Source organism: Acetivibrio ethanolgignens (assembly GCF_001461035.1).
GTDB classification, from domain to species: domain Bacteria; phylum Bacillota; class Clostridia; order Lachnospirales; family Lachnospiraceae; genus Velocimicrobium; species Velocimicrobium ethanolgignens.
The window spans coordinates 12,529-34,490 of the sequence record NZ_LNAM01000024.1; the positions used below are offsets into that span (position 1 = coordinate 12,529).

At 38.8% G+C, this 21,962-nt stretch carries 33 protein-coding genes and 1 pseudogene; 21 read left to right on the forward strand and 13 right to left on the reverse strand.

All coding sequences use genetic code 11. From position 1 onward, the window contains the following. Positions 1–534, forward strand: a complete 534-nt coding sequence (gene mobB, locus ASU35_RS02190) for a molybdopterin-guanine dinucleotide biosynthesis protein B (RefSeq protein ID WP_058351466.1) — start codon at positions 1–3, stop codon at positions 532–534. An 11-nt stretch (positions 535–545) separates the two neighbouring features. On the opposite strand, the gene ASU35_RS02195 is transcribed toward mobB, so the two are convergent. The 4 genes from ASU35_RS02195 to pdaA all read right to left on the reverse strand — a co-directional run bounded on the left by ASU35_RS02195 (position 546) and on the right by pdaA (position 3,809). Next, complete coding sequence (locus ASU35_RS02195) at positions 546–1,127, reverse strand: ATP-binding cassette domain-containing protein (protein WP_058351467.1); 582 nt, start codon at positions 1,125–1,127, stop codon at positions 546–548. A gap of 20 nt (positions 1,128–1,147) precedes the next feature. Beyond that, positions 1,148–1,951, reverse strand: a complete 804-nt coding sequence (locus tag ASU35_RS02200) for an ABC transporter permease (RefSeq protein WP_058351468.1) — start codon at positions 1,949–1,951, stop codon at positions 1,148–1,150. Continuing rightward, complete coding sequence (locus tag ASU35_RS02205; protein WP_058351539.1) at positions 1,929–2,909, reverse strand: ABC transporter substrate-binding protein; 981 nt, start codon at positions 2,907–2,909, stop codon at positions 1,929–1,931. The genes ASU35_RS02200 and ASU35_RS02205 overlap by 23 nt, the downstream gene beginning before the upstream one ends. 96 nt (positions 2,910–3,005) lie before the next feature. Then, positions 3,006–3,809, reverse strand: a complete 804-nt coding sequence (gene pdaA / locus ASU35_RS02210) for a delta-lactam-biosynthetic de-N-acetylase (RefSeq protein WP_058351469.1) — start codon at positions 3,807–3,809, stop codon at positions 3,006–3,008. Between the two features lie 156 nt (positions 3,810–3,965). Here pdaA and ASU35_RS02215 point away from each other — a divergent pair, with 156 nt between their 5' ends. The 4 genes from ASU35_RS02215 to ASU35_RS02230 all read left to right on the forward strand — a co-directional run bounded on the left by ASU35_RS02215 (position 3,966) and on the right by ASU35_RS02230 (position 8,893). Further along, a complete protein-coding gene (locus tag ASU35_RS02215) occupies positions 3,966–4,478 on the forward strand; it encodes an RNA polymerase sigma factor (RefSeq protein ID WP_058351470.1) in 513 nt (170 codons plus the stop codon). A gap of 19 nt (positions 4,479–4,497) precedes the next feature. Beyond that, positions 4,498–5,412, forward strand: a complete 915-nt coding sequence (locus ASU35_RS02220; protein WP_058351471.1) for an RsiV family protein — start codon at positions 4,498–4,500, stop codon at positions 5,410–5,412. A gap of 89 nt (positions 5,413–5,501) precedes the next feature. After that, on the forward strand, positions 5,502–6,932 hold the full coding sequence (locus tag ASU35_RS02225; RefSeq protein ID WP_058351472.1) for a methyl-accepting chemotaxis protein: 1,431 nt from the start codon (positions 5,502–5,504) through the stop codon (positions 6,930–6,932). Positions 6,933–6,970: 38 nt separating this feature from the next. Continuing rightward, positions 6,971–8,893 (forward strand): GGDEF domain-containing phosphodiesterase, encoded by a 1,923-nt coding sequence (locus ASU35_RS02230; RefSeq protein ID WP_058351473.1) that lies wholly within the window; start codon positions 6,971–6,973, stop codon positions 8,891–8,893. A 44-nt stretch (positions 8,894–8,937) separates the two neighbouring features. Here ASU35_RS02230 and ASU35_RS02235 read toward each other — a convergent pair. From ASU35_RS02235 to ASU35_RS02265, 7 genes and pseudogenes are all read right to left on the reverse strand, one after another. Beyond that, positions 8,938–9,372 (reverse strand): annotated as a pseudogene (locus ASU35_RS02235) (manganese catalase family protein); the annotation flags it as partial. A 26-nt stretch (positions 9,373–9,398) separates the two neighbouring features. Next, positions 9,399–11,042 (reverse strand): recombinase family protein, encoded by a 1,644-nt coding sequence (locus ASU35_RS02240; RefSeq protein ID WP_058351474.1) that lies wholly within the window; start codon positions 11,040–11,042, stop codon positions 9,399–9,401. Between the two features lie 177 nt (positions 11,043–11,219). Beyond that, positions 11,220–12,233 (reverse strand): Abi family protein, encoded by a 1,014-nt coding sequence (locus ASU35_RS02245; protein WP_058351475.1) that lies wholly within the window; start codon positions 12,231–12,233, stop codon positions 11,220–11,222. Positions 12,234–12,337: 104 nt separating this feature from the next. Continuing rightward, positions 12,338–12,751 (reverse strand): hypothetical protein, encoded by a 414-nt coding sequence (locus tag ASU35_RS02250; protein WP_058351476.1) that lies wholly within the window; start codon positions 12,749–12,751, stop codon positions 12,338–12,340. A 91-nt stretch (positions 12,752–12,842) separates the two neighbouring features. Beyond that, on the reverse strand, positions 12,843–13,121 hold the full coding sequence (locus ASU35_RS02255; RefSeq protein ID WP_058351477.1) for a DUF4160 domain-containing protein: 279 nt from the start codon (positions 13,119–13,121) through the stop codon (positions 12,843–12,845). Beyond that, positions 13,105–13,377: a hypothetical protein gene (locus ASU35_RS02260; RefSeq protein WP_058351478.1), complete on the reverse strand. Its 273-nt coding sequence runs from the start codon at positions 13,375–13,377 to the stop codon at positions 13,105–13,107. Before ASU35_RS02260 ends, ASU35_RS02255 begins: the two co-directional genes overlap by 17 nt. 132 nt (positions 13,378–13,509) lie before the next feature. Next, positions 13,510–14,229: an XRE family transcriptional regulator gene (locus ASU35_RS02265; RefSeq protein ID WP_058351479.1), complete on the reverse strand. Its 720-nt coding sequence runs from the start codon at positions 14,227–14,229 to the stop codon at positions 13,510–13,512. A 155-nt stretch (positions 14,230–14,384) separates the two neighbouring features. On the opposite strand from ASU35_RS02265, the gene ASU35_RS02270 reads away from it, so the two are divergent. From ASU35_RS02270 to ASU35_RS02290, 5 genes are all read left to right on the forward strand, one after another. Further along, positions 14,385–14,597: a helix-turn-helix domain-containing protein gene (locus ASU35_RS02270; protein WP_058351480.1), complete on the forward strand. Its 213-nt coding sequence runs from the start codon at positions 14,385–14,387 to the stop codon at positions 14,595–14,597. 3 nt (positions 14,598–14,600) lie between these two features. Continuing rightward, a complete protein-coding gene (locus tag ASU35_RS02275) occupies positions 14,601–14,819 on the forward strand; it encodes a hypothetical protein (RefSeq protein ID WP_058351481.1) in 219 nt (72 codons plus the stop codon). A gap of 313 nt (positions 14,820–15,132) precedes the next feature. Beyond that, the gene (locus tag ASU35_RS02280) at positions 15,133–15,357 is read left to right on the forward strand and encodes a hypothetical protein (RefSeq protein WP_058351482.1); all 225 of its coding nucleotides are present in this window, start codon (positions 15,133–15,135) and stop codon (positions 15,355–15,357) included. A gap of 14 nt (positions 15,358–15,371) precedes the next feature. Continuing rightward, complete coding sequence (locus tag ASU35_RS02285; protein ID WP_147525335.1) at positions 15,372–15,569, forward strand: hypothetical protein; 198 nt, start codon at positions 15,372–15,374, stop codon at positions 15,567–15,569. 252 nt (positions 15,570–15,821) lie between these two features. Beyond that, entirely contained in the window at positions 15,822–16,025 is a 204-nt protein-coding gene (locus ASU35_RS02290) for a hypothetical protein (RefSeq protein ID WP_058351484.1), read from the forward strand. Here the strand turns inward: ASU35_RS02290 and ASU35_RS02295 are convergent. Further along, positions 15,988–16,197 (reverse strand): hypothetical protein, encoded by a 210-nt coding sequence (locus ASU35_RS02295; protein ID WP_058351485.1) that lies wholly within the window; start codon positions 16,195–16,197, stop codon positions 15,988–15,990. The genes ASU35_RS02290 and ASU35_RS02295 overlap by 38 nt on opposite strands. Before the next feature lie 80 nt (positions 16,198–16,277). Between ASU35_RS02295 and ASU35_RS02300 the strand changes: the two genes are divergently transcribed. Together ASU35_RS02300 and ASU35_RS20425 are read left to right on the forward strand one after the other, a co-directional pair. Further along, complete coding sequence (locus ASU35_RS02300) at positions 16,278–16,982, forward strand: Rha family transcriptional regulator (protein WP_242861180.1); 705 nt, start codon at positions 16,278–16,280, stop codon at positions 16,980–16,982. Between the two features lie 39 nt (positions 16,983–17,021). Beyond that, positions 17,022–17,156 (forward strand): hypothetical protein, encoded by a 135-nt coding sequence (locus ASU35_RS20425; RefSeq protein WP_278278036.1) that lies wholly within the window; start codon positions 17,022–17,024, stop codon positions 17,154–17,156. Here the strand turns inward: ASU35_RS20425 and ASU35_RS02305 are convergent. Then, positions 17,149–17,487 carry a hypothetical protein gene (locus ASU35_RS02305; RefSeq protein WP_058351486.1) on the reverse strand — a complete coding sequence of 113 codons (339 nt, stop codon included), beginning with the start codon at positions 17,485–17,487 and terminating at the stop codon, positions 17,149–17,151. The genes ASU35_RS20425 and ASU35_RS02305 overlap by 8 nt on opposite strands. Before the next feature lie 126 nt (positions 17,488–17,613). On the opposite strand from ASU35_RS02305, the gene ASU35_RS02310 reads away from it, so the two are divergent. The 9 genes from ASU35_RS02310 to ASU35_RS02340 all read left to right on the forward strand — a co-directional run bounded on the left by ASU35_RS02310 (position 17,614) and on the right by ASU35_RS02340 (position 21,901). Further along, positions 17,614–17,853 carry a hypothetical protein gene (locus tag ASU35_RS02310; protein ID WP_058351487.1) on the forward strand — a complete coding sequence of 80 codons (240 nt, stop codon included), beginning with the start codon at positions 17,614–17,616 and terminating at the stop codon, positions 17,851–17,853. Between the two features lie 49 nt (positions 17,854–17,902). Further along, on the forward strand, positions 17,903–18,118 hold the full coding sequence (locus tag ASU35_RS02315; RefSeq protein ID WP_058351488.1) for a hypothetical protein: 216 nt from the start codon (positions 17,903–17,905) through the stop codon (positions 18,116–18,118). Between the two features lie 67 nt (positions 18,119–18,185). After that, on the forward strand, positions 18,186–18,395 hold the full coding sequence (locus tag ASU35_RS02320) for a hypothetical protein (RefSeq protein WP_058351489.1): 210 nt from the start codon (positions 18,186–18,188) through the stop codon (positions 18,393–18,395). 16 nt (positions 18,396–18,411) lie between these two features. Beyond that, a complete protein-coding gene (locus tag ASU35_RS20430; RefSeq protein ID WP_278278037.1) occupies positions 18,412–18,534 on the forward strand; it encodes a hypothetical protein in 123 nt (40 codons plus the stop codon). A 52-nt stretch (positions 18,535–18,586) separates the two neighbouring features. Beyond that, a complete protein-coding gene (locus ASU35_RS19055; protein ID WP_156059333.1) occupies positions 18,587–18,763 on the forward strand; it encodes a hypothetical protein in 177 nt (58 codons plus the stop codon). Beyond that, positions 18,738–20,168 carry an AAA family ATPase gene (locus ASU35_RS02325; protein WP_058351490.1) on the forward strand — a complete coding sequence of 477 codons (1,431 nt, stop codon included), beginning with the start codon at positions 18,738–18,740 and terminating at the stop codon, positions 20,166–20,168. Before ASU35_RS19055 ends, ASU35_RS02325 begins: the two co-directional genes overlap by 26 nt. 10 nt (positions 20,169–20,178) lie before the next feature. After that, positions 20,179–20,820, forward strand: a complete 642-nt coding sequence (locus ASU35_RS02330) for a recombinase RecT (protein ID WP_242861181.1) — start codon at positions 20,179–20,181, stop codon at positions 20,818–20,820. After that, positions 20,820–21,617: a PD-(D/E)XK nuclease-like domain-containing protein gene (locus ASU35_RS02335; RefSeq protein WP_058351491.1), complete on the forward strand. Its 798-nt coding sequence runs from the start codon at positions 20,820–20,822 to the stop codon at positions 21,615–21,617. Before ASU35_RS02330 ends, ASU35_RS02335 begins: the two co-directional genes overlap by 1 nt. Then, complete coding sequence (locus ASU35_RS02340) at positions 21,617–21,901, forward strand: hypothetical protein (RefSeq protein ID WP_058351492.1); 285 nt, start codon at positions 21,617–21,619, stop codon at positions 21,899–21,901. Before ASU35_RS02335 ends, ASU35_RS02340 begins: the two co-directional genes overlap by 1 nt. Positions 21,902–21,962: the final 61 nt, after the last annotated feature.

Here is a 21,962-nt window from a genome sequence, read left to right on the forward strand (position 1 = left end):
ATGGGTTATGATTTTGTAGATAAAAAACAAAAGGTTATCGCGGTTTGCGGAGTGAAAAACTCAGGAAAGACAACTCTCCTTGTAAGACTTGTAGAAAGACTGACCCGGTTAGGAGTAAAAACTGCAGTAATCAAGCATGATGGACATGATTTTGCCTGCGATATTCCAGGGACAGACAGCTTTCAGATGAAGGAGGCTGGAGCCTACGGAACGGCGGTATTTTCTGATAACCGCATTTTTGTACATAAATCAGGGACGAAGGAGCGGGAAAAGGAATTGATTAAGTTGTTTCCGGAAGCAGATATTATTTTCCTGGAAGGAATGAAGGAAAGTAACTATCCGAAGATAGAAGTAATCCGAGGAGCTGTGTCTGAGCAACCAGTGTCGAACCCGGAAGGGCGTTTTCTCATTGTGACGGACAGGGCAGCGGAGGGATTTGAAGAGCCTTCAGCGGGTCTGGAGGAGATAAATATTATTGCAGAAAGAATACTTAAGGTGGCAGGGTGGAAGAAAAACGAGCAGAGCTGGCAGTAAAGAATTATTCCCTATAACGTACGTATTTCTTGCTTAATTTCCATACCCTCCAGCTCATGCCGGTCATGAGTGGTAAAAACAACGGTTTTCCCCAGACTGTGTCGGCGGGTTTCTGCAATAACGATTTCTTTAGTTTCACTGTCAAGGCCCTTAAAGGGCTCGTCTAAGAGCAAAAGGTCATAGTCGGCAAAGAGAGCACGCAGGATGGCAATCCGACGTTTCATGCCGCCAGATAGTTCATAGGTAAGTCTTTTTTCACAGCCAGAGAGGCCAAATAATTCCATAGCCTTTAGAATATCAGCTCTGGAAGCCTGCTGGGCAGTGAGCTGAATATTAGCCAGGGCAGTGAGGTTATCACAGAGACGGTCCTCCTGAAAGACTGCACTTTTTTTATACTGGCTGAGGTTTTCTATGCTGCCGCTGTCTGGGGCAGTAAGCCCCATAAGAATACGGAGCAGCGTGGTCTTGCCGGAACCGGAAGGTGAGGTGATGGCTGTCACAGAGCCTGGTGTAAGAGTAAAGGAAAGGTTGGAAAGTACGGGCTGGCCATTATAAGCCTTGGATATATCCTTTAAAATAATAGAAGCCTTCATAAAAACACCGTCCTTTCCAGTTATAGCCTTTGAAGCCGATGAACCAAAAGCTTCAAAAGAAACAATACAAATTTCTCAAAGATAACACTTATGATAACAATAACCAGTGTCCAGGCAAATAAATCCGGGGTATCAATGTATACCTTTGCGTTGTAGAGGTTTTCACCGATAGAGCCTTCGGGGATGCCAATGACTTCGGCTGCGATACCGGCTTTCCAGCATAAGCCTAGACTGATGGTACAAGCACTGCTAAAAAAGGGAAGTACCTGGGATATATAAATGTAGCGGATTTTTCTCCAGGATGACAAGGAAAAGACCTGTGCCATTTCTAAAAGCTCACGGTTCGTGGAGCAGATACCGTCTAAAACATTGGTATAAATGACCGGAAGAACCATGAGAAAGGAGATAAAGACAGAAAGATTCCTGGAGGGAATCCAGATAAGCACTAAAATAATGAAGGAGGCTACCGGAATCGTTTTGGCTAAGAGAATCAGAGGAGTAAAAAGCTCTCGGATTCGTTTAAAACGTGACGATAGAGCCGCCAACAGAGTGCCTGCAAAAGCACCACATAAAAAGCCGGTAGAAATCCGGAGCAGGGAAAAGCCAATGGATTTCCAGAAAGCAGTAGTAAGAGTAAGTTCAAAAAGCCTCTTAAGAACCGCAGCAGGAGATACCAGAAGAATGGGCTGGTTTAATTTCCAGCTGGCTAATTGCCAGATGAGAAGCCAGAGAAAAACTGCCCAGGGCTTTAAGCCTGCCGGGGGCTTCTGTTTTTGGCAGGATCCCCGGGTTATATCTGAATTATGGCTGGTAATAGAAATCATCAGCTGGAAGTGCACCTCCTACGGCTTTTGGATTCTGTTCAAGGAGAACAGATAAATAGCCAGAAAGCTTGTTCTTCATTTCTCTACCGGTGATGCAGGTAATATTGCAGGCTGGTACAGCTTTTTTTGCAACGGCAGCAGGAACAATGTCATATTTTTCAATGAGGGCAGAGGAATCCTCCAGATTCTCATTGGTAAATGCAACAGACTGCTCATACCGCTTAAGGAAGGAAGCTACTGCCTTCGGATGTTCTTCGATAAAATCGGATCGGGCAACAACAACACCGGTCAGCATGGCAGAAGCGGTCTCTTCTCCAGACTGTAGGTCACCCCATTCCTTATTAAGATCAAGGGCAACCCGCAGATTTTCTGACTTTATCTGGGCAGTTGTTACAAAAGGCTGTGGGAGCAGAGCAATACCATTTTCTTCAGAAGCAACGGCAGAAAGACACTCGGTATGTTCACTTTTCCATTCAATCGTAACGTCTGTTTCAGGATTGATACCATTTTGGGTTAAAATATAATTCAGGGCATATTCGGGAGTAGCCCCCTTGCCACTGGCATAGATGGTCTTTCCCTTTAAGTCAGCAACACTTGTTATGAAATTCCCATTTTCGACAATATAGAGGATGCCAAGGGTATTGATAGCCAGCACTTTAACCTTGCCTTCTGTATTGTTATACAGAACAGAAGCAAGATTGGCAGGGACTGCAGCGATATCAACTTTTCCTTGGACAATAGCAGGAGTCACCTCATCAATAGCGGCTGCGATAGAAAAGCTGTAGCTGTTACCATCGACAGGGCCTGCTTCGGCATCGTTCATTAGCTTTACCATACCCATAGCGGTAGGTCCCTTTAGGGCCATAACAGGGACTTCCGTCTCCTGCTTATTAGAGCAGCCAGTCAGGGAAACTGCGAACAGGGTAATGGCTAAAAAGGTAGATAATACTTTTTTCATCATAGATAATTCACTTCTTTCTTTTAATCTCCCAACATGATAACACATTATTGGAGGAAATGCCAGAAAAACCTCGGAACAGCATATAAATGTCTGCTAAGGAAGCTCATCTAAGGATTTAAAGGTATATCCCATTTTTTCCCACTTAGTCAGAAGCTCATCCATGATTTCTCCATTGGTTTTTGAAGTGCTGTGTAAAAGAACGATAGCACCAGGATGGACACGGCTAAGGAGCTTATCAAAGGCATCTTCATGGGAGGGCTGGCTATCCTGGTTCCAGTCTACATAAGCAAGGCTCCAGAAGAAGGTTTTGTAGCCTAGCTCTTTGGCAATTTCCAGATTTTTCTGGCTGTATTTCCCCTGAGGCGGCCGGTAGTATTTTTTCATTGGTTCGCCTATCGTTTCTTCGTAAAGGGCTTCCAGTTCGCCCAGCTCCTTTTCAAAGGCCGCCCGGTCCATCTGCGACATGTCCGGGTGATGAAAGCTGTGATTTCCAACAATGTGTCCCTCTGCAAGCATTTGTTTTACCAGTTCAGGACTGGTTTTCAGATAATTTCCAACAATGAAAAAGGTAGCCTTTACGTTGTGCTTTTTCAAAGCCTCTAAAATAGCCGGTGTATTACCGTTTTCGTAACCGGCATCAAAGGTTAAGTAAAGGACTTTTTCTTTTGTGTCTTCGGCATAATAGGCATTGTATTTTGCAAGTTCTTCAAAGGTAGCATTGGCAACTGGTGGCTGTCCTTCCTCTTGAAAACTTAAACCCCAGTTTCCTTCAGCTGACTGAAGCTGGCCTTGTGCCGTAGGCTGGACGAGAAATCTGTCTACAGCCATGGCACTAAAGCGGCCGGCAAAGAAACAGGCCGCCAAGAGAAGACCAACACGAATGGATTTTGCTATCATATTCTTCCTTTCAAACAACTTTACAGAAAATCTTAATTTATGTATATTGGAAAAAGAGAAGTTTCATGTTTCGTTTCTGAAACTTTTTTAAAGGTTATACTGTCTAATAGATATAAAGGAAAAACGTCATGACGACCCCGACAGGAGGTAAATAATTTGGGTAGAAAAGAAAAAGCAGACAAGGTGAGTGAAACCTTGCTGGAAAATTATGAAAGACTTTACCGGTTTGCCTACTCTTATGTCTCCAACGAACAGGATGCCATGGATATTGTTCAGGAGGCCGCATATAAAGCTATACGAAGCTGTGAAACCTTGAAAAATGAAAATTATACAATAAGCTGGCTATTTACGATTGTACGTAATCTGGCACTGGATGTACAGGAAAAACGAAAAAGGGAGCAGCCAGGACTTATAGAGGAATATTTGGAAAATAAGGAGGAATTTATCGTACAGATCCAGGATAACTGTGCCACAGAGCTTAGGGAGGCTTTAAAGCTGCTAGAGGAGAAGGAAAGAACGATTATTGTGCTCCGGTTCTTTGAGGATAAGAAGCTAAGTGAGATTGCGGAAATCATGGGTGAGAATATTAATACAATAAAATCCAGGCTTTACAGAGCTTTGCAGAAGCTGAGGATAGAGCTTGGAGATATGGCATATTTTGTAGGATAGTAAAGAATGGAGGAAGCTTATGAATCAGAAGATGGAAGAATTAAAACGGCAGTACGAGGAAATACCGATGCCGGAGGAACTAAAAGGGAAGGTAGAGGAGGCCATTAAAAGAGGCCAGGAGGCAGAAAGAAGAGAAAAGTACAGTAAAAAGAGAGGTGGCTGGCTTCTTATACTGAAAGGTGGAGGAGCTGTTGCGGCAGCGGCTTTACTTTCGATTGTAGTTTTGTCCAATACATCGGCTGAAACCGCCTATGCACTAGAAAACATTCCGGTTATTGGTGCAATCAGCCGGGTAGTAACCTTGAGTACCTTTGCAGATAAGCAGGGAGATTATGAAGCTAGCATCGATACACCAAAGATTGAAAGTGAAGAAGGAGAAAAAAAGAATCTGACCGAAGGAAAAGTAAACCTGAATCAAACAATGGCTGATTATACGGAAACGATTGAAAAGGCTTATGAGGCTGATTTAAAAGCAGCGGGTGACCTTGGTAAGGAAACGGTGGATACCAGCTATCAGGTATTGACAGATAATAAAAGGCTTCTGAGTATCCGTATTGATACAACTGTTGTTATGGCTAGCTCAAATGCCTTTTCAAAAATCTATCATCTAGATAAGACAACAGGAAAGCAGCTTGTACTAAAGGACTTTTTTAGGCAGGATTCCAACTATATTGATGTGCTTACAGAGAGCCTGCTGAAACAGATGAAAAAGGCAAATGAAGAAGAGGAAGCGGCTTACTTTATAGATACGGAGTATGGAGATGAGTTTAATTTTACACAGCTTGACCCGGAACAGAACTGCTACTGGGATGAAAAGGGAAATTTGGTAGTTGTATTTGATAAATACCAGGTTTCGGCAGGATGTATGGGCATGCCTGAATTAACAGTAGACCGTAATGTATTTTCAGAATGTCTGAAGCCAGAGTGGAAATGATACAGAAAATACAACAAAATTCTTGTCTTTTCCTAGAAGAAAGAATAGAATAGAAGCATAAAGTTAAAAAAGAAGGGAAGGTAAAAATTATGCTTCGTACAAGAAAAGATAAAAAAATTATTCATGCAATTGTTCACATGCAGCCCGTAGAGAGGCAGAATGGCTCTCGGGAGCTTTTGGAAGTTCATGAAAGACTGATGAAGGGAAGAAAATCCTTTGAGGAGGTTGTTAGCAATACGCTTACTTCAGCAATGGGAATGAGTGCCTTGGATTTGCAGGTGAGTGACCGGGTGGAAGAACTCCAGAATATCAGCAGTGACTTATCTGTGCTGACCGGTGACTTAAAGGAAACCTCCAGACAGACGACGGAGATTACAAATGAGGTTTCCAAATCTCATGAGATGTTATCAGCTTCCATTGCAGAAATTTCCTCCAATACAGCAGATAGCTTAGAGGAAATTGAAAAAAGCCAGAAAAATATTGAAAACATTAAAGGCTTGTCCCATCAGGCCTCCGAAGACTCTAAAAAAATGCAGGCAGATATGGCAGCGCTGATGTCAGTAATTGACCAGATGCAGACGGTAATTGCAAATATTAATGCAATTTCCGGCCAGACCAATCTGCTTGCTTTGAATGCCTCTATAGAGGCAGCCAGAGCGGGTGAGGCCGGGGCAGGCTTTGCTGTCGTTGCAGATGAAATCCGTCAGCTGGCTGATGAAACAAAGGCACTGACAGACAATATGGGGAAATTTGTAGGAGATATCCAGGCAGCCTCCAGCCAGAGTGTTGAGAGTGTGGAGACAACAGTAAAGGCATTGGAGCAGATAAACGATAACCTTACTGTTGTAGTTGAGGTAAATACAGATAACCGTGAACGTTTGAAAGAGATAAATGAAAGCCTTACCAATATTGCTGCTACAGGTGAGGAAATCAGCAGCTCCATGAATGATGTGGGTAGCCATATCAGTTATTTGGATCAAAGACTGGAGGGACTTAATGCGGATGCAAAGAACCTGGATCAGGTGAGTCAGCAGCTGTCCAAGGTAATAGCACCAATGTGTGCGATTGAAGATAATCTGAAAAATACGGCCCAGAGAATGGGGAAAATGGCACATGACACCTTCTATATGCCAGATAATGCCATGTTTATAGAAAACGTAAATAAGGCCGTTGAGGCACATAAGAACTGGTTGAAAACACTGGATAAGATGATTTGTAATGAAAAAGCGCAGCCGCTGCAGACAAATGAGCATAAATGTGGATTTGGACATTTTTACTATGCAGTTGAGCCAAAGAATAAGGAGATTCAGGCTATATGGAAAGGAATTGAAGGAAAGCACAAGCAGCTACATGGTTATGGAGCCCAGGCGATTACTGCATTGAAGCATGGCAATCCAGAGGAGGCGAGAACTGCTTATAAAAAGTCAGAGGATATTTCGAAGACCCTTCTGGCTGATTTTGATACGATAATTAAGCTGTCTCAGAAGCTGGACAAGGAGGGTATCCGGGTATTTGAGTAATACGATATCCAAAGAGAAACAAAAGGAGGCAGCAGACTGTGGAATATAATATCTGGTTTGATATATCTGGAATCCTTGTTCTGATGGTAATTTTAATCAGTTTTTACATAGAAAATAACGTTCCGGTTATCCAGTACCAGTATTTCAAGAGGATGGTATGGATCGTGCTGCTGTCTGTAATTGCCGATTTGCTGATAGGCTTGTGGGGAAATCACCTTACTCAGGTGACAGCCGTATTTCCGATAGAGGTATCCGAGATACTCCATGTTGTTTATTTTGCTACGAAAAATGCGACACCACCGGCTTTTTTGCTTTATGTCCTCTCTGTTATGAATATCAGGGAAAAAACGATAAAGGGAATTTTAATACTTCTGATACCAGCAGCGATAGTAGAGGCTTTGATTTTTTTCAGCCCAGTAACAAACCTGATTTTTTATATTGATTCTGCTGGTGCGTATCATCGTGGACCGGCTCTTCCCTTTGCTTATGTAATTGCCGGTGCCTATATGGTATTTACCTTGGCACTTATGATTACATACCATAAGCTGGCTTCTGCGTTTCAGAGTGGAACTTTTGGAATCTTTATTATGATGGCAATAATTACGGTTATTTTACAGGGCATTTTTCCAACATTTCTGGTAGAAGGATTTGGAATGGCAATTGGCTTACTGGCATGTTCTTTGGCGATTCAGAAGCCGGAGGAGATACTGGATGGTGCCACTGGTTTTTTAAATAAAAAGGTTTTTTCAGATTTGTGCAGGGCAAGATTTAAGGAAAAATCATCCTTTGCCGTACTGGTGATTGTTCTTGAAAATTATGATATCCTAGAGAAATCTTATGGGATTAATAATATTGAAAAGCTGGTATCAGAGGTGGCCGTTTACCTTAAACGGTTTCAGGGGATTAGAGGCTGTCGGATAAGTGAGGATAAATTCTGCCTTTTGGAAAACAAGGCAGATGTTAAGACACTGGAGGATGCTATTGAACTGATAGACAGGCGATTCAAAAATGCCTGGAAGGTATCTGAATACAACGTAGTATTAGAAAGCTGCTGCTGTATGATACATTGTCCCCAGGATGCTTCTGATTTTCAGGAGCTTATGGATTTGATCGGAGCTGTCGCAAATCTCGGAAGAGAAGAGAATAGACATCTTATCCAGCTAAAGGAAATAGATTTGGAAGCGTTTTTCAGGCAGTGCAAAATTGAGAAGCTGGTAAAAGAAGCGGTGGAGAGGAATCTTTTGGAGGTTGTGTACCAGCCGATTTATTCTCCCAAAAAGAATCGTTTTTCTTCTGCAGAGGCATTGATACGGATGCGGGATGAAGAGCTTGGCAATATTTCTCCGGCAGAATTTATCCCGATTGCAGAGAAAAATGGTGCCATAATAAAAATAGGAAAATATGTAATGGATACCGTATGCCGGTTTATGGCAGAGCATGATTTGAAAAAATATGGAATTGAGTATATTGAGGTAAATGTGTCTGCGGTAGAGTGCATGCAGGAGGACATGGTAGAGTGTGTGATGCATCATATCGCCTGTCATGACCTGGAGCCCAGACAGATTAATCTTGAAATTACAGAAACAGCAATCAGCATTTTACCGGAAAGTATAAATGAGAAGATGGAACGTCTTTTGAAGGAAGGGGTTACCTTTTCTCTGGATGACTATGGCACTGGATATTCTAATTTAAGCCGTCTGGCAGCACTTCCGATAGAAATTGTTAAAGTTGATAAGACGATTGTACAGGCAGCCTTCGAGTCTGAAAAAATGAAAGTGATTTTGGATAATACCCTTGAGATGCTTGGCGGGCTGAAACGAAAGGTGCTTGTAGAGGGGGTAGAAAAAAAGGAACAGGCTGATTATTTGATTGAAAAGGGCTGTGATTATATTCAAGGCTATTATTATGCAAAGCCAATGTCAGCAGATGATTTTTTAAAGCTCATAGAGAAACAAGTATAAAAGAGGAATGCCAAACAGCATTCCCCTTTGCTTTTTGAAAAAACTTAAGACTTCTGGCAGTCACAGGCAGCAGGCTTTACATCAAAACCAGGATTGAAGGCATAGAAATTCTTGAAATTCAAGTCATCCTGGACTCTTCGGAGAGCTTCGCCGAAACGCTGGAAATGAACCAGTTCTCTCTGGCGGAGGAAGCGGATTGGGTCGCAGACTTCAGGATCCTTTACCAGCCGGAGAATATTGTCATAGGTGGAGCGTGCCTTTTGCTCGGCAGCCAAATCCTCAACCAGGTCGGTGATAGCATCACCCTTGGACTGGAATTCACAGGCATTAAACGGAATGCCTCCGGCAGCCTGCGGCCATAGACCGACCGTATGGTCAACATAGTAGTTTGCAAAGCCGGTGTTTTCGATTTCCTCCGGCGTCAGGTCGCGAGTCAGCTGGTGAACGATGGTAGATATCATTTCCATGTGTGCCAGCTCATTAGCTCATTAATGTTGGAAGTGTTCTATAACAATAACTTTACATTAATTTCAAACGGTGTTTCCGACCAATTGCCGCCTGCTTTCAGCTTAACATCCTTCTGTGTATCTTTTTTTAATCTTTGTGACTGTTCTCTCCTGTATTCAATTCTGCTAATACAGTTTTTTAATAACTGATTCTTTTTCTGTGCAGATGCATCAGGATTTCTTAGTGCGGAAAGAGCATCTTTAAATTTTATGATTTTTTCTTCATAAGAAATTGGCTCTGGCATTGATGCATAAGCTTCTCGTAAGGAATTTTGAACTTCTTCTTTCTCCTTTAAAAGTTTTTCATTGAGTTGCTTAAATATCTCTTGTGGCATTCTATTTGAAGGGTCAGGGTCAGCCTGTGCCTCCCACTGTGCTAGTTCCTTAGCTTGCAAATCTTGGAGCTTTTTTTCAAGGTGTTTTATTATGTCTGCTTGAATTTTAGCAGAGTCCTTACCATCATTTCTAAGTAAAATTTCAAAATCATGAATAGAATCTTCCAGAACTTCACATACCTTTTCTATTAATTCATCGTATAAGCAAGAGGTTGTGTGGCAATACTTTTGTCCATCGCATAATAGTCTTGGAGAGCAGCGTTCGCTTCCATCTGAATTTTTATAGAATCTCAAAGACATTGCTCTGCCGCAGCTACAATATAAAAGACCTGCCAGTGGATTTCTGATTTTGGTTTTTGCCTTTGCTCTATGATTTCTGCCTTGCTTTTCCTGTGCGGCTTCAAAGAGTTCTTCAGAAATTATAGCTTTATGCCGGCCTTCATAGATTAGGAACTCTCCCATGCGTGCCTTAGGCCTTGTCTTAATAATTTCACTGTCCTCGACGACAGTTACAGTTTTTCTCCAGTTCCATTTTACCTTTCCGATATAATGTATATTTTCAAGCATATCTTTCAGAGCGGCAGGGGACCAGTGTATACCTTTAGGCGGTTTGATTCCCATATCGTCCAAATAATTACATATACTGGCCCTTCTCATGTCTTTATTTACATATAATTCAAAAATCATACGGATAACGTCGGCTTGCTCAGGATTTTCAACCAGGGTAGGACATTTCCTTTTCCCATCCAGAATAAAGGCTTTATCATAGCCATATGGAGGAACAGAACCGATATAATTGCCCTGACTGACTGAAAGTAGTCTGCCTCTGCTCAATATCTTTTTGGTGTACTCCAGATAATCATTTCCGCGTTTTAACTCTCTTTCAAAGGCATCCCAGTCATATTCATCCTGCAAATCATAAATCCTTTGTGGAGTGATAATTAGGGTGTGAGTATGTTTAAAAAGCTTCATTAGCCGACCAATGTCCTCTAAATCACCTCTTGTCAGACGTTGAGGCTCTACAATGCATACAGCTTTGATTTTAGGAGATTCTATCTGCCTGAGTACTTTATTGATTTCTGGTCTTTCCTTTAATGTTTCCCCAGAAACAACTTCTCTATATTTATTTTCCTCCGGTATCTTTTCACCAAGGCTTTTTTCTGCCCATTCATCCAAAATAGTTTCATGTTTCTCCAAGACTTCTTCAACAGACAGCATAGGATCATCAGAACGGGATTTCCTCAAATATACAATTATTTCATCTTTTTTTAGGTTTTCTAAATTATATTTCATAAATTCATAGTTCATATTACCACTCCTATCTTAAAATTTATGAAAAATAGTATAAAAAATACACCTACTTGCCAGAACAGGTGCAGGAGTGATATAATATGACTTGTCTAGGGAGATATTATATCACTTTGGCTTGTCCGGTATAGTATCTATAAAAGCCGTTTCTGTTGGTAGCAGAGGCGGTTTTTATTTTTATAAAAATCTACGCTCAAAGAGGTTATTTAGGCGAGAAAATAAGTCATTTGGAAATCCAAATACTTCAAAAACATTTTTAGTGTTAAAATGAGTATCTTGATTAGCATAAGGAGAAAGAAGCGAATACAATTCTTCATAAAAATTTCGTAAGACATATTGGTCATTTAATAAAATGTTAAGAGCAAGCAATACAGCCATAACATCGTTTTGCCCCATCTTAGAATTATATTCTTCTTCTATAATTGTATTAAAACTAAGTGTCAATAGCTGCTTTTTAGGAAGTTGCGGTAGGTTTAATGCACTAAATGTTCTATTTCCATGTGCAATTTTGTTTCTATATTCTTTAGTAAGTTCAAGAGATTTTCTCATAAATTCTTTAGTTTCTTCAATAGTAAGGATGCCAGAAGAAATAAAAGAATTACAAATAGACTCTTTATCACAGCTTTTCAGTATGTTATACCATTCAATAGTTAAACCATAAGAAAGATTTGTAATTAAAATCCAAGCTGGAATATGATTACGATGGTTAATGTAGTGCTGCATACTTGGATTATTTCTTGACTGGTGAATACTTTCTTTTAAACCAATCAGGATATTGATACGTTTTCTATTGGAGTTTGTATAATTGCTTTTGCATAAATAGTCACTAGGGTTAGAGAAACTTCTGTCACTGGCGTCTGTAAATACACCATATTTTTCTGATACCAGATATGATATTCTTGATTTTAAAGCTTTTTCTAAATACAAAATATACTTAAAAATTATGCTGTTTAAAGATACATCCAAAAGATGGAGTGTATATAACTCTTCAAATTTAGTACCATTAATAAAATCATCGGAATCTGGAATTTGAAGAAATGTATTTTTGTATGCATTAATTAACCCATAGTAAGAAAGATTTTGCAGAGCAGTTATCGCAAACTCCTTGTCTTCAACAATGATATTACGACTTTCCATAAGCGCAATCATTTGTTCATATGTTTTGAATGGTTTATCATATGTGTTGTTCAAAAGAAAAAAACCCTCCTTCCAAAACTGGTAAGAGGGTTTTTCGCTAGTCATCTCAACAACGACCATTTCTGTTGAGATAATCTTACCAGTTTTGAGATATAATGTCAAGCTAATTTTATAGGGTCTCCAATTTTTATACATACATTTTCAGGCGTTAATTTTTGGATATCATCACGGTTTATATTTAATGGAACTGCTACCTTTCTTGTGGTTTCCAAAAGAGGCGATAAAGCCGCTGCGGTAGAGGAAGAAGTTTTTTCCATTAGAGGTTTTTGGCACACGGAAAAGGTTTTTTCTGTACGAATAACTTCCAACTCATCTTTGCAAAAGATATAACGCTCAAGTGGTGTACCATCGAGATCTAAGATTTCTTCGCCAATCTCATAGACTTGTACGATATCACCTATTTTTAAAACGCCTCTGCCGGCATTTACAATAATGGTTCGGCTGTCAATAATACGAATGACATTTGCAATATAATAAGGACCATACTTCTTTTTCATTTCGTCTTTGTTCATTGTTAAAATCTCCTTTTATTTTACATTAATTCCATAACTCCTAAATTTGGTAGAAGAGGCGGTTTTTGCTATTTAAAGGAATGTGTATATTCTAGCAATAATATTGAATTTCTCCAAAATAAGCAATCCATTTTTCAATAATTTCTGTACTCCTGGCTTCAATCATTCTCATCATATTTCGAAGTGTTTTTTCTGGTATTTTAGAATTATTGTGGCAAAGATAACACTTACCCTTACGGGTAATCCATATTTTTGTTGCATTGCCGGAAGGATGCCCATTGGAAATATGGACATGTATCGGTTCAAGTGGCTTATTTTCATTTGTCCAAAAGTAAACCCAGTATGGACCAAACCTAAAGATTTGCGGCACCTTGGAAGCCCCCTTCCTGTGAAAATTCCAAAATGAGATTGGCTGTTGATTCAATGATTTCCTGAATTTTTTTAATGTCATTTTGGGAGAATCCATAAATATCTTCCCAAGTGTAATCAGGAAGCCAGCAGGTAGCATGTTTAAAACAGACTTTTTCGTCTGGCTTTTCAATATATACTTTGACGCGACCATCTGGTTTCATTTCAGAATGTACAATTTCGGTTTCATCATTTAGTGTCATAAATGGGTACATCATAGCGTCTCATCTCCTTTTTGATACTGTTACATCTGTGATTATTATTTTTATCGATTTTTTGTCATTTTGTTGATGTCAACAAAACGTTTTTATATCAATTCCATAACTCCTAAATATGGTTCGAAATAAATGTTATTCTACTTTGTCTAAAACTTTTCCAATAACTTTTACATTCTCTAAATTTTTGATATTTTTATATTCTTTATTAATGGAAATAAGCTCATTTTCACCCAATTCCTTTATATAACAATTATTTCCGTCAATAAATATTCCAATTTCGCCTACAGATAATTCAATTGTTTTCTTTACAAATACCTTATCTCCATCGTTATATACAGGCTTCATGCTATCCCCATTTACCCCAATAACAAAATCTGCGTTTCTTGATTTTTCGTTATCTTCAACTTCTATAAAATCAGTTGGAATATCACTGAATAAATATTCTCCTGTTCCGGCAGATGCAAGTTTTTGATAGTAGCTGATTATTCTGGTCGGCTTTTCTTCTTTTTTGGATTTCATTCTTTCTGTTTCCCATTGGAGAATGGTATTAACGTGTTCTTGACCAATAGGGTCCAAATCTCTATATTTCTTTAATAATTCTTGTTCTCCGTATTTTAAAATGAATTTTGAGTCTGGATATATTCCATAAATATCATTAATAGAAACATTCAATATTTCACAAACTTCAAATAGTATATCAATAGTAGGACAATTTGCTCCAGTTTCCCAATTAGATATTCTAGAAGGAACAACACCTAATCTTTTTGCTAATTCTTTTTGGCTAAGACCAGCCTGTTCTCTATATTTACCAATATTTTTAGAAATATTTTTTTTGATTGTATCGTCACTCATCGAATTCCTCCTTTTTATAAGTAAATAGTATCACAGATATTTTGAAAATTCAACAAAAAAAATCAGAAAATCTGAAAAAAGTATTGACAAAACAGAAATACTGTTTTATTATGAAATAAATCAGAAAATCTGATTTAGAAAGGAGGAAAACAGTTTTGAAAGGTAGTGACATTAAAAAGTATCTTGATGATAACGGAATTAAACAGACATTTGTATCGGAAAAAACAGGGATACCAGCACCAATATTAAGCATGATCCTAAATAACAACAGAAAGATTGAAGCAAATGAATACATGAAAATTTGTGATGCAATTGGAGTACCACTTGACTATTTCCGACCTTGTTCAAGTAAAAAGAAAGGAGCATAAAATATGATAGTCAAAGCATACAGTCCCAGCGTTCCATTGAATATGTCAGAGGAAACAAAAAAGAACAATCTTATATGGGAACAGAAAGATGTGGACAGGATTGAAATTATTCCAGATATAGCATTATTGAAATGTTTATCATGTGGAAAAGAAGAAATGTTCAAATATGGAGAAAATAGAATTGAAGTTTTGGGTAATCCCATAGATGGAATTACCCAGTAATTTTAGAGATTGTTTAGTTTTTTGAATAATGGGCAATCAACATCGCCGACACGACATTGTTCAGAATGAGAACATTCATTAATGTATGTACTTCCATCACAGACACCTTTTCCTAAAATGGGTATTTGCTTTTTTAAATAGCTTGCAGTAACAGTGCCATTCACTATAGGACAATAATAGTTAATCTTATCCAATGATACCACTTCCCTTCTTTAATACTCGGCATGGCAGTGCCTGTAAGTGAATTATAGAACGAAGCAGGAGGGATTGGCAATAGGAAATTGATATCTATTCAGTACGGATTAGAATCGAGGTGATACATACGGACATAACTAAGAATGTTGCTAAATATGTAAAGGATATAGGGGTAAATTTGTCTGAACTATCAAGAAAGGCAGAGATTCCGTATTCTTCTTTATATGCTAGTTTGGCAGAAGGAGGAAGAGGACGTGAATTGCGAGCAAAAGAGTTGGTTTCTATATGTTTTGTTTTGCGGATTAATCCTATGAATTTTGTGGATAAGAAAGATAAAGAATGAGAGGTGACGCTTTAATGGAGAAAAGCAAAAAAATAATACCGCCAATGCCAAATAGAATGAATATATTTGGAAGAAAGCGGTATTCAGTAGAAATGAATGCGGTTGACTATGAAAATTATAGTTTTGACGACGTATGGAAAGCAATCGGAAGATTATGGTTAACAATGGCAATCGTAGTAATTATGATGGCAGGTTGTTCAAATAAGAAATAAGCCTTTCAGTTAAATCAGCACATGCGTAAAAGCTGAAAGCTCTCTATGTGTAAAATTAGACATTTCTTTATTTGTCATATGTAACCTCCGTAAAGTGTTTTAGCAAATTTTAGCATAATGGCAAAAATATTTCAAGGAATAAGAAAATTTTACGATGAATATGCTGTTATCTTTGAAATGTTAGAAGTGAATACAGATTTCTTTTTGAAGCCAAGAATACCAGAAACAAAGAATGAAGCGAGGTGAGAAAGAATGACGGCAGAAGAAATGCTAGGAATTAAGGAAAAAGCTACAGAAGAAACGCTCCAAAGCATTGACATTACTTTGAAGCGTATCGAAAATCATCTTCAACAAAATAGTGTAATCATTACCTTGAAAAGAGATGATATTGATTTGGATGTTCTTTCAAAAACAGTATCTATTCGTTTACAAGAAGCTCTGAAAGAATTGCCTTAAATAAATCTTTATTCATTTCCAAAGAAATTAGCAAAAAGGATTCATTAGAAATTTTGCCATTTTCGTCTGCGTATTTAGAAAGACGTTTTTTTAAAGCTTCTTTATCAGATAAAGAGAGTAAGTTATTTCTGTATGCAGCATCAAAACGGCTATCAAATTCATTTTTAGTCATAACAGTGTTCCTTTCTTTATATACTCAGCTCTGGCAGGAGCCTGTATCTAAAGTATAAAAGAAAGTAGGAGATTTATCAATTGATTATCTGTTCAGCACAGATTAGAAACGAGGTGAGACATATAAACAAATTAGTCTATTTAAAAAATGATGAAGCAGTATGCGACAGTTTGCTGGTTGCAGAAAAGTTTGGAAAAAGACATGCAGATGTTCTGGAGAAGATTGAAAAAATCTTATCTGACGAACCAACGGAAAATTCCGTTCGTTGTTTCAAGAAAACGAGCTACAGAGATGCAAAAGGTGAAATAAGACCAATGTATCTTATGAACAGAGATGGATTTACATTTTTGGTAATGGGGTTTACTGGAAAAAAGGCGAATGAGTGGAAATGGAATTACATTAATGCTTTCAATTCAATGGAAACCATTTTAAGAGAACGTTCAACAGAAGTATGGTTGGAAACTCGACAGCAAGGCAAACTTACACGCAAAGCTGAAACCGATGTTATCCAGCAACTTATTAAATATGCAAAGGAACAGGGAAGCACTCATGCTGATATGCTTTACATAACATATTCTAAGCTTTCGAATAAGATGGCAGGCATAAAGAAGAGAGACGAAGCAACGGTATCACAACTTAACAATCTTTCTCTGATGGAAAATATTATTTTAAACTGTATTCAAAACGGAATTATGTTGGAGAAGCATTACAAGGTAATCTATCAGGATTGCAAGCGTAGACTAGAGGCTTTTAAAGATATTGCTTATCTGGAAACAGCATCTTGATTACCTATTCAGCACAGAATAGAAGCGAGGTGAGAAAGAATGGCAAAAAGAAAATTATCCATTGCAGAACGGCAGGAACGACAAAATAAGATAATGAAAATATTGGAGTATGTTGTTCCAGTAATTGTTTCTGCCGTTGCAGCAACTATTTTTAATATTTTGTTACTTACATAAGAAAACCATTAACCGCAAGAGTAATCAATGTAGTGAACAAAGCAACTAAGACAGGCAAAATAAACGATTTTATAAGAACTTCTTTTGTTTTTAACCAACGATATTGTGAATAATGTTTTCCCTTATATGTGGGTTTTATATTTGTGATCAAAGTATCGTTTACATCAGCTGTTATGTATTCATCAATTATAAGCTGCTGGATAGTAGCTGTAAGGTCTAATTTTTTTGTTCTTTGATTGAAATATACCATTATATCAACATTTGATGTGGTTTCGCTTTGCTCACATAGATAATTAATTGCTTTTAGCACTTTATGACATGGGTAAATCATAGTAACCTCCAATTTTAATATTTTCTAAAGTATAACACATTACAAAAAGTTTGTTAATTGGTTATTACTTACCAATGATTAGAAAGTGAGTTCGACCTTGTTCAAGTAAAAAGAACGGAGCATAAAATGAAGAATATTCCCGAAAAGCATATCTTGACTTTTGATGTAGAAAGACATTTAAAGGAAAAAGAAAGGCTAAACCAAGCATTAAACGGTAATCTTTCTGGTTTTGAAAATGATATAAAGGAAGTTCTCAAAAAATACAATATTGATTTATGCAATGGAATAGCCTTTGATTCTTTCATCTATGTATTGGAACAAATACATATTGAAAAATTCAATATAAAGCTAGTTTTTGCGAATTAAGACAATCAATACCAGAATAATTTAGTACATATAGGAAGGAAGTGTTGTAATGAGAGGTCAGGATACTTACAAGGAAGTAAAAACATATACATATCCAAATGCAATCGTCAGGGTGTACATACCTGACCTTACAGAGGAAGAACGCGAGCGAAGGATGAAAAATCTTATGAAACAGACAGAGATATTCATGAAAGGAGTATTAGCAGACGAAATGGCTGCGAAAAAAGAAAAATGCAAAAGAGAAGATGCAGAGAAATTACATTAATTATTACAGTTGCCTTTATTTTAGCCATGTGCTGGGGTATTAAGGCAATGTAGGAAGGAGTACAAGCATGAGGAGTACAAGCACGATTACTATTCAGGATATCACAGACAAGGAAAGGGAGCTCGTTCAGCAGCACATCGATAGCTATTCGGCTATCAGCTGGGACAAGATATATTCTTTGTGGAGAGACAGCGATGGCAAATTGTGTATCAGGTATAAATGCGACAGCCTGGATATATGGTTCCATTATGACACAGATTCTGGAGAATGGTGGTAGAAGGGAGGTGTAAGCGATGTTTTTAAAAGATATAACTATTCAGGATTGCATGGAAATGTGGGAATATGGCTGTGAAATAATCATAGATAACGGTCAGACAACCATCAAAAAAGCCCCTACCAGTCGGCAAACCGAATAGGGGCATAACAAATTAACCAATTAAATTGTAGCACACGAAAGGAGAAGTTGCAATGGCTTTTTATAGGAAATGCCCAGACTGTGGAGCAAATCTGGATCCTGGTGAGCGATGCGACTGTTCCAGAGAACGGAAGGAAAAAGAAAGGATTCTGTCTGTGATGTTCCGGCAGGGACCGGACGGTCAGATGGAGATTGGAGGAATCAATGAATATTGTAAAAATCAAAATTAGAAATTTATTCGGAATAAAAGAGTATGAAGCAAATGGAAACAGCGTAGAGCTTTCCGGGAAAAATGGAGTCGGAAAAACATCAGTTATTGATGCCATCCGCTATGCACTTACCAATAAGAGTGACCGCAACTATGTTGTTAGAAACGGAGAGACCGAGGGAGAGATCCTGATTGAGACAGATAATGGCATTCGCATTAATCGAAAAGTCAGAACGTACCAGACAGACTATAAGAGTATTAAAAAGAACGGTGCAGAAGTGCCGGGACCGGAGGCTTTTTTAAGGGATATCTTTACTCCGCTGCAGCTAAATCCTGTTGGATTCATGTATATGGATGAAAAGAGGCAGAATGCTACCATTCTTGACATGATTGAGTATGACTGGAATCTGGACACTATACGCGGATGGTTCGGAGAATTGCCGGACTGGGTATCTTATGACCAGAATATCCTTGCTATTCTCAATGATATACAGTCAGAAAAGGGGTATTACTTCCAGCACCGCCAGGATATTCAGAGGGATATTCGAAATAAGCGAGCATTCATTGAAGAAATCGGAGAAAGCCTTCCGGCTGGATACTGTGCGGATAACTGGGAAAACGCCAATGTTGGTGATTTATATACCAAAATAGAGACTATCCGTAATGAAAATGAGCTGATTGCAAAGGCAAAGCAGATGCTGGAAAACCGTGATAACAAAGTAAGAAAGTTCCAGGCAGACCGTGAAATATCTATTGCAGCTCTGGACAGAGAGATGAGTGCTACAAAAGGCAGACTGCAGAATGAGATTACAAAGCTCCAGGAGCAGATGAAAGCTAAGGAAGCAGAATTAAATGGCCTTATGGACAAGAGAAGTGACAAACTTGCGGTAATCGAGGAGAAATACAAGGCTGACATTTCCAGATATGATGCAGAGGTAGAAAGCTACCGGGAGTATGCCGAAAGAGAACAGATGGACTTCTCTGATTTGATGGAACAGGCTGCCTTAGTAGAAGAAATGAAGGGTTATATCAACGAGTACCGCCGCATGGAGAATCTGGAAGAGGAAGTGGAAGAGCTTTCACAGGAGGCGAGGGAGCTTACCAGAAAAATTGAACTTGCCAGGACACTTCCTGGTACTATTTTGGAAACGTCTACCATACCGATTGATGGCCTTACTGTGAAAGATGGCATTCCTCTGATACATGGACTTCCTATAAGCAATCTTTCCGAAGGTGAGAAGCTTGATCTTTGCATTGACGTAGCTATCCAGAAGCCAAATGGCCTGCAGATTATTCTCATTGATGGTGTAGAAAAGCTTGCCACTAATTTAAGGGAAAAACTGTACCAGAAATGCAAAGATAAGGGGCTGCAGTTTATTGCTACCCGAACAACGGACGATGAGGATTTAACCGTAGTGGAATTATAGGAGGAAAGTTATGGAGAAAAAAGAAGTTATCCTTGCGGAACAGAAAACAGAAATGTTATCTAATGCTTTTTCAGATACGGAAGCTTTTAATAAAATTTACAAAATCGGAACAATGTTTGCATCATCTTCTTTAGTTCCAGATAATTACCAGAATAAACCAATGGATTGCGTTATTGCTGTTGATATGGCAAATCGTATGGGAGTAAGCCCAATGATGGTAATGCAAAATCTGTATGTTGTAAAAGGCAAACCTTCCTGGAGCGGACAGGCTTGTATGTCGCTTATCGAAGGAAGTGGAAAGTTTAAAGGTGTCCGTCCGGTATACTTTGGAGAAAAAGGAACAGATGAACGAGGATGCCGCATTGAAGCTGTGTGGGCTGATACCGGAGAAAAAGTTGTTGGAACGGAAATTACAATAAAGATGGCAAAGGATGAGGGCTGGTATTCCAAGAAAGATAAATATGGAAATGAAACAAGCAAATGGCAGACCATGCCGGAGCAAATGCTTGCTTATCGTGCGGCTTCATTTTTTGCCAGGGTATATATTCCAAATGCCTTAATGGGCGTGTATGTAGAAGGTGAAGCAGAGGATATTGATAAAGAACCGAGAAGAAAAGCACCTGACCCGTTTAATGAAGGAGGTATGGAATAATGATACTGACAGCTGAAAACTATTATTCACAGGAAGCTAACCTGGAATATCTCTCGGTTAGCCAGTATAAAGATTTCGTTGGAACTATTGGCCGCCCTGGCTGTGAGGAACAGGCTATCGCAAAGTTAAATGGAGAATGGGAAATGGAGAAGACCACGGCATTGATGGTTGGTTCTTATGTAGATTCTCATTTTGAAGGCTCCTTAGCTACGTTTAAGGCAAAGAATCCGGATATCTTTACAAAGCAGGGGCAGTTAAAGGCAGATTACCGGCAGGCAGAAGAAATAATTAACCGAATTGAACGGGATGAATTATTTATGAAGTATATGAGCGGTGAAAAACAGGTAGTTATGACCGCTGAACTATATGGAGCGAAGTGGAAGGTAAAGCTGGACAGCTATCTTCCTGGTAAAGCTATAGTAGACCTTAAGATTATGAGGGAGCTACATAAGGCAGAGTATGCCAAGGACTATGGATATATGAATTTTATTGAATACTGGGGGTATGACCTGCAAGCTGCAATCTATCAGGAAGTAGTTTACCAGAATACAGGGGAGCGTCTTCCGTTCTACATTGCTGCGGCTTCAAAGGAAAAATATCCTGATTTGGAACTCATATGGATTGATGATGAACGTCTGAAAGAAAAGCTGGCAGAGGTAGAGCAGAACACTCCGAAGATACTGGCACTGAAAAAAGGAGATATAGACCCTATACGGTGTGAAATGTGTGATTACTGTAAGCACACAAAAGTTTTGACAGCTCCTGTGCATTATTCAGAGCTATTGGGGGATGTGTAATGGAGAAAACAAGTCTTTTAGTAGACGATATGACACACTGCATTTACTGTAACCGTCCAGCGGAAGAACATCATGTCTTTTTTGGAAATCCAAACCGTGCGGCGGCAGACCGCAGAAGATTGGTGGTTCCTTTATGTTCGGAACATCATAGGACAGGGAAAGATGCACCGCACAAAAATCGGATTGTAGACATGACTTTGAAATGCTGGGCTCAGACGGTTTATGAAGAGAAGTGTGGAACCAGAGAGGACTTCAGGAGAGAATTTGGAAAGTCCTATTTATAAGCACCTTCTGTAATTGTCTCACGAACTTTTACAGTTGAAAACCGAAACCTCCTGCCCTTCT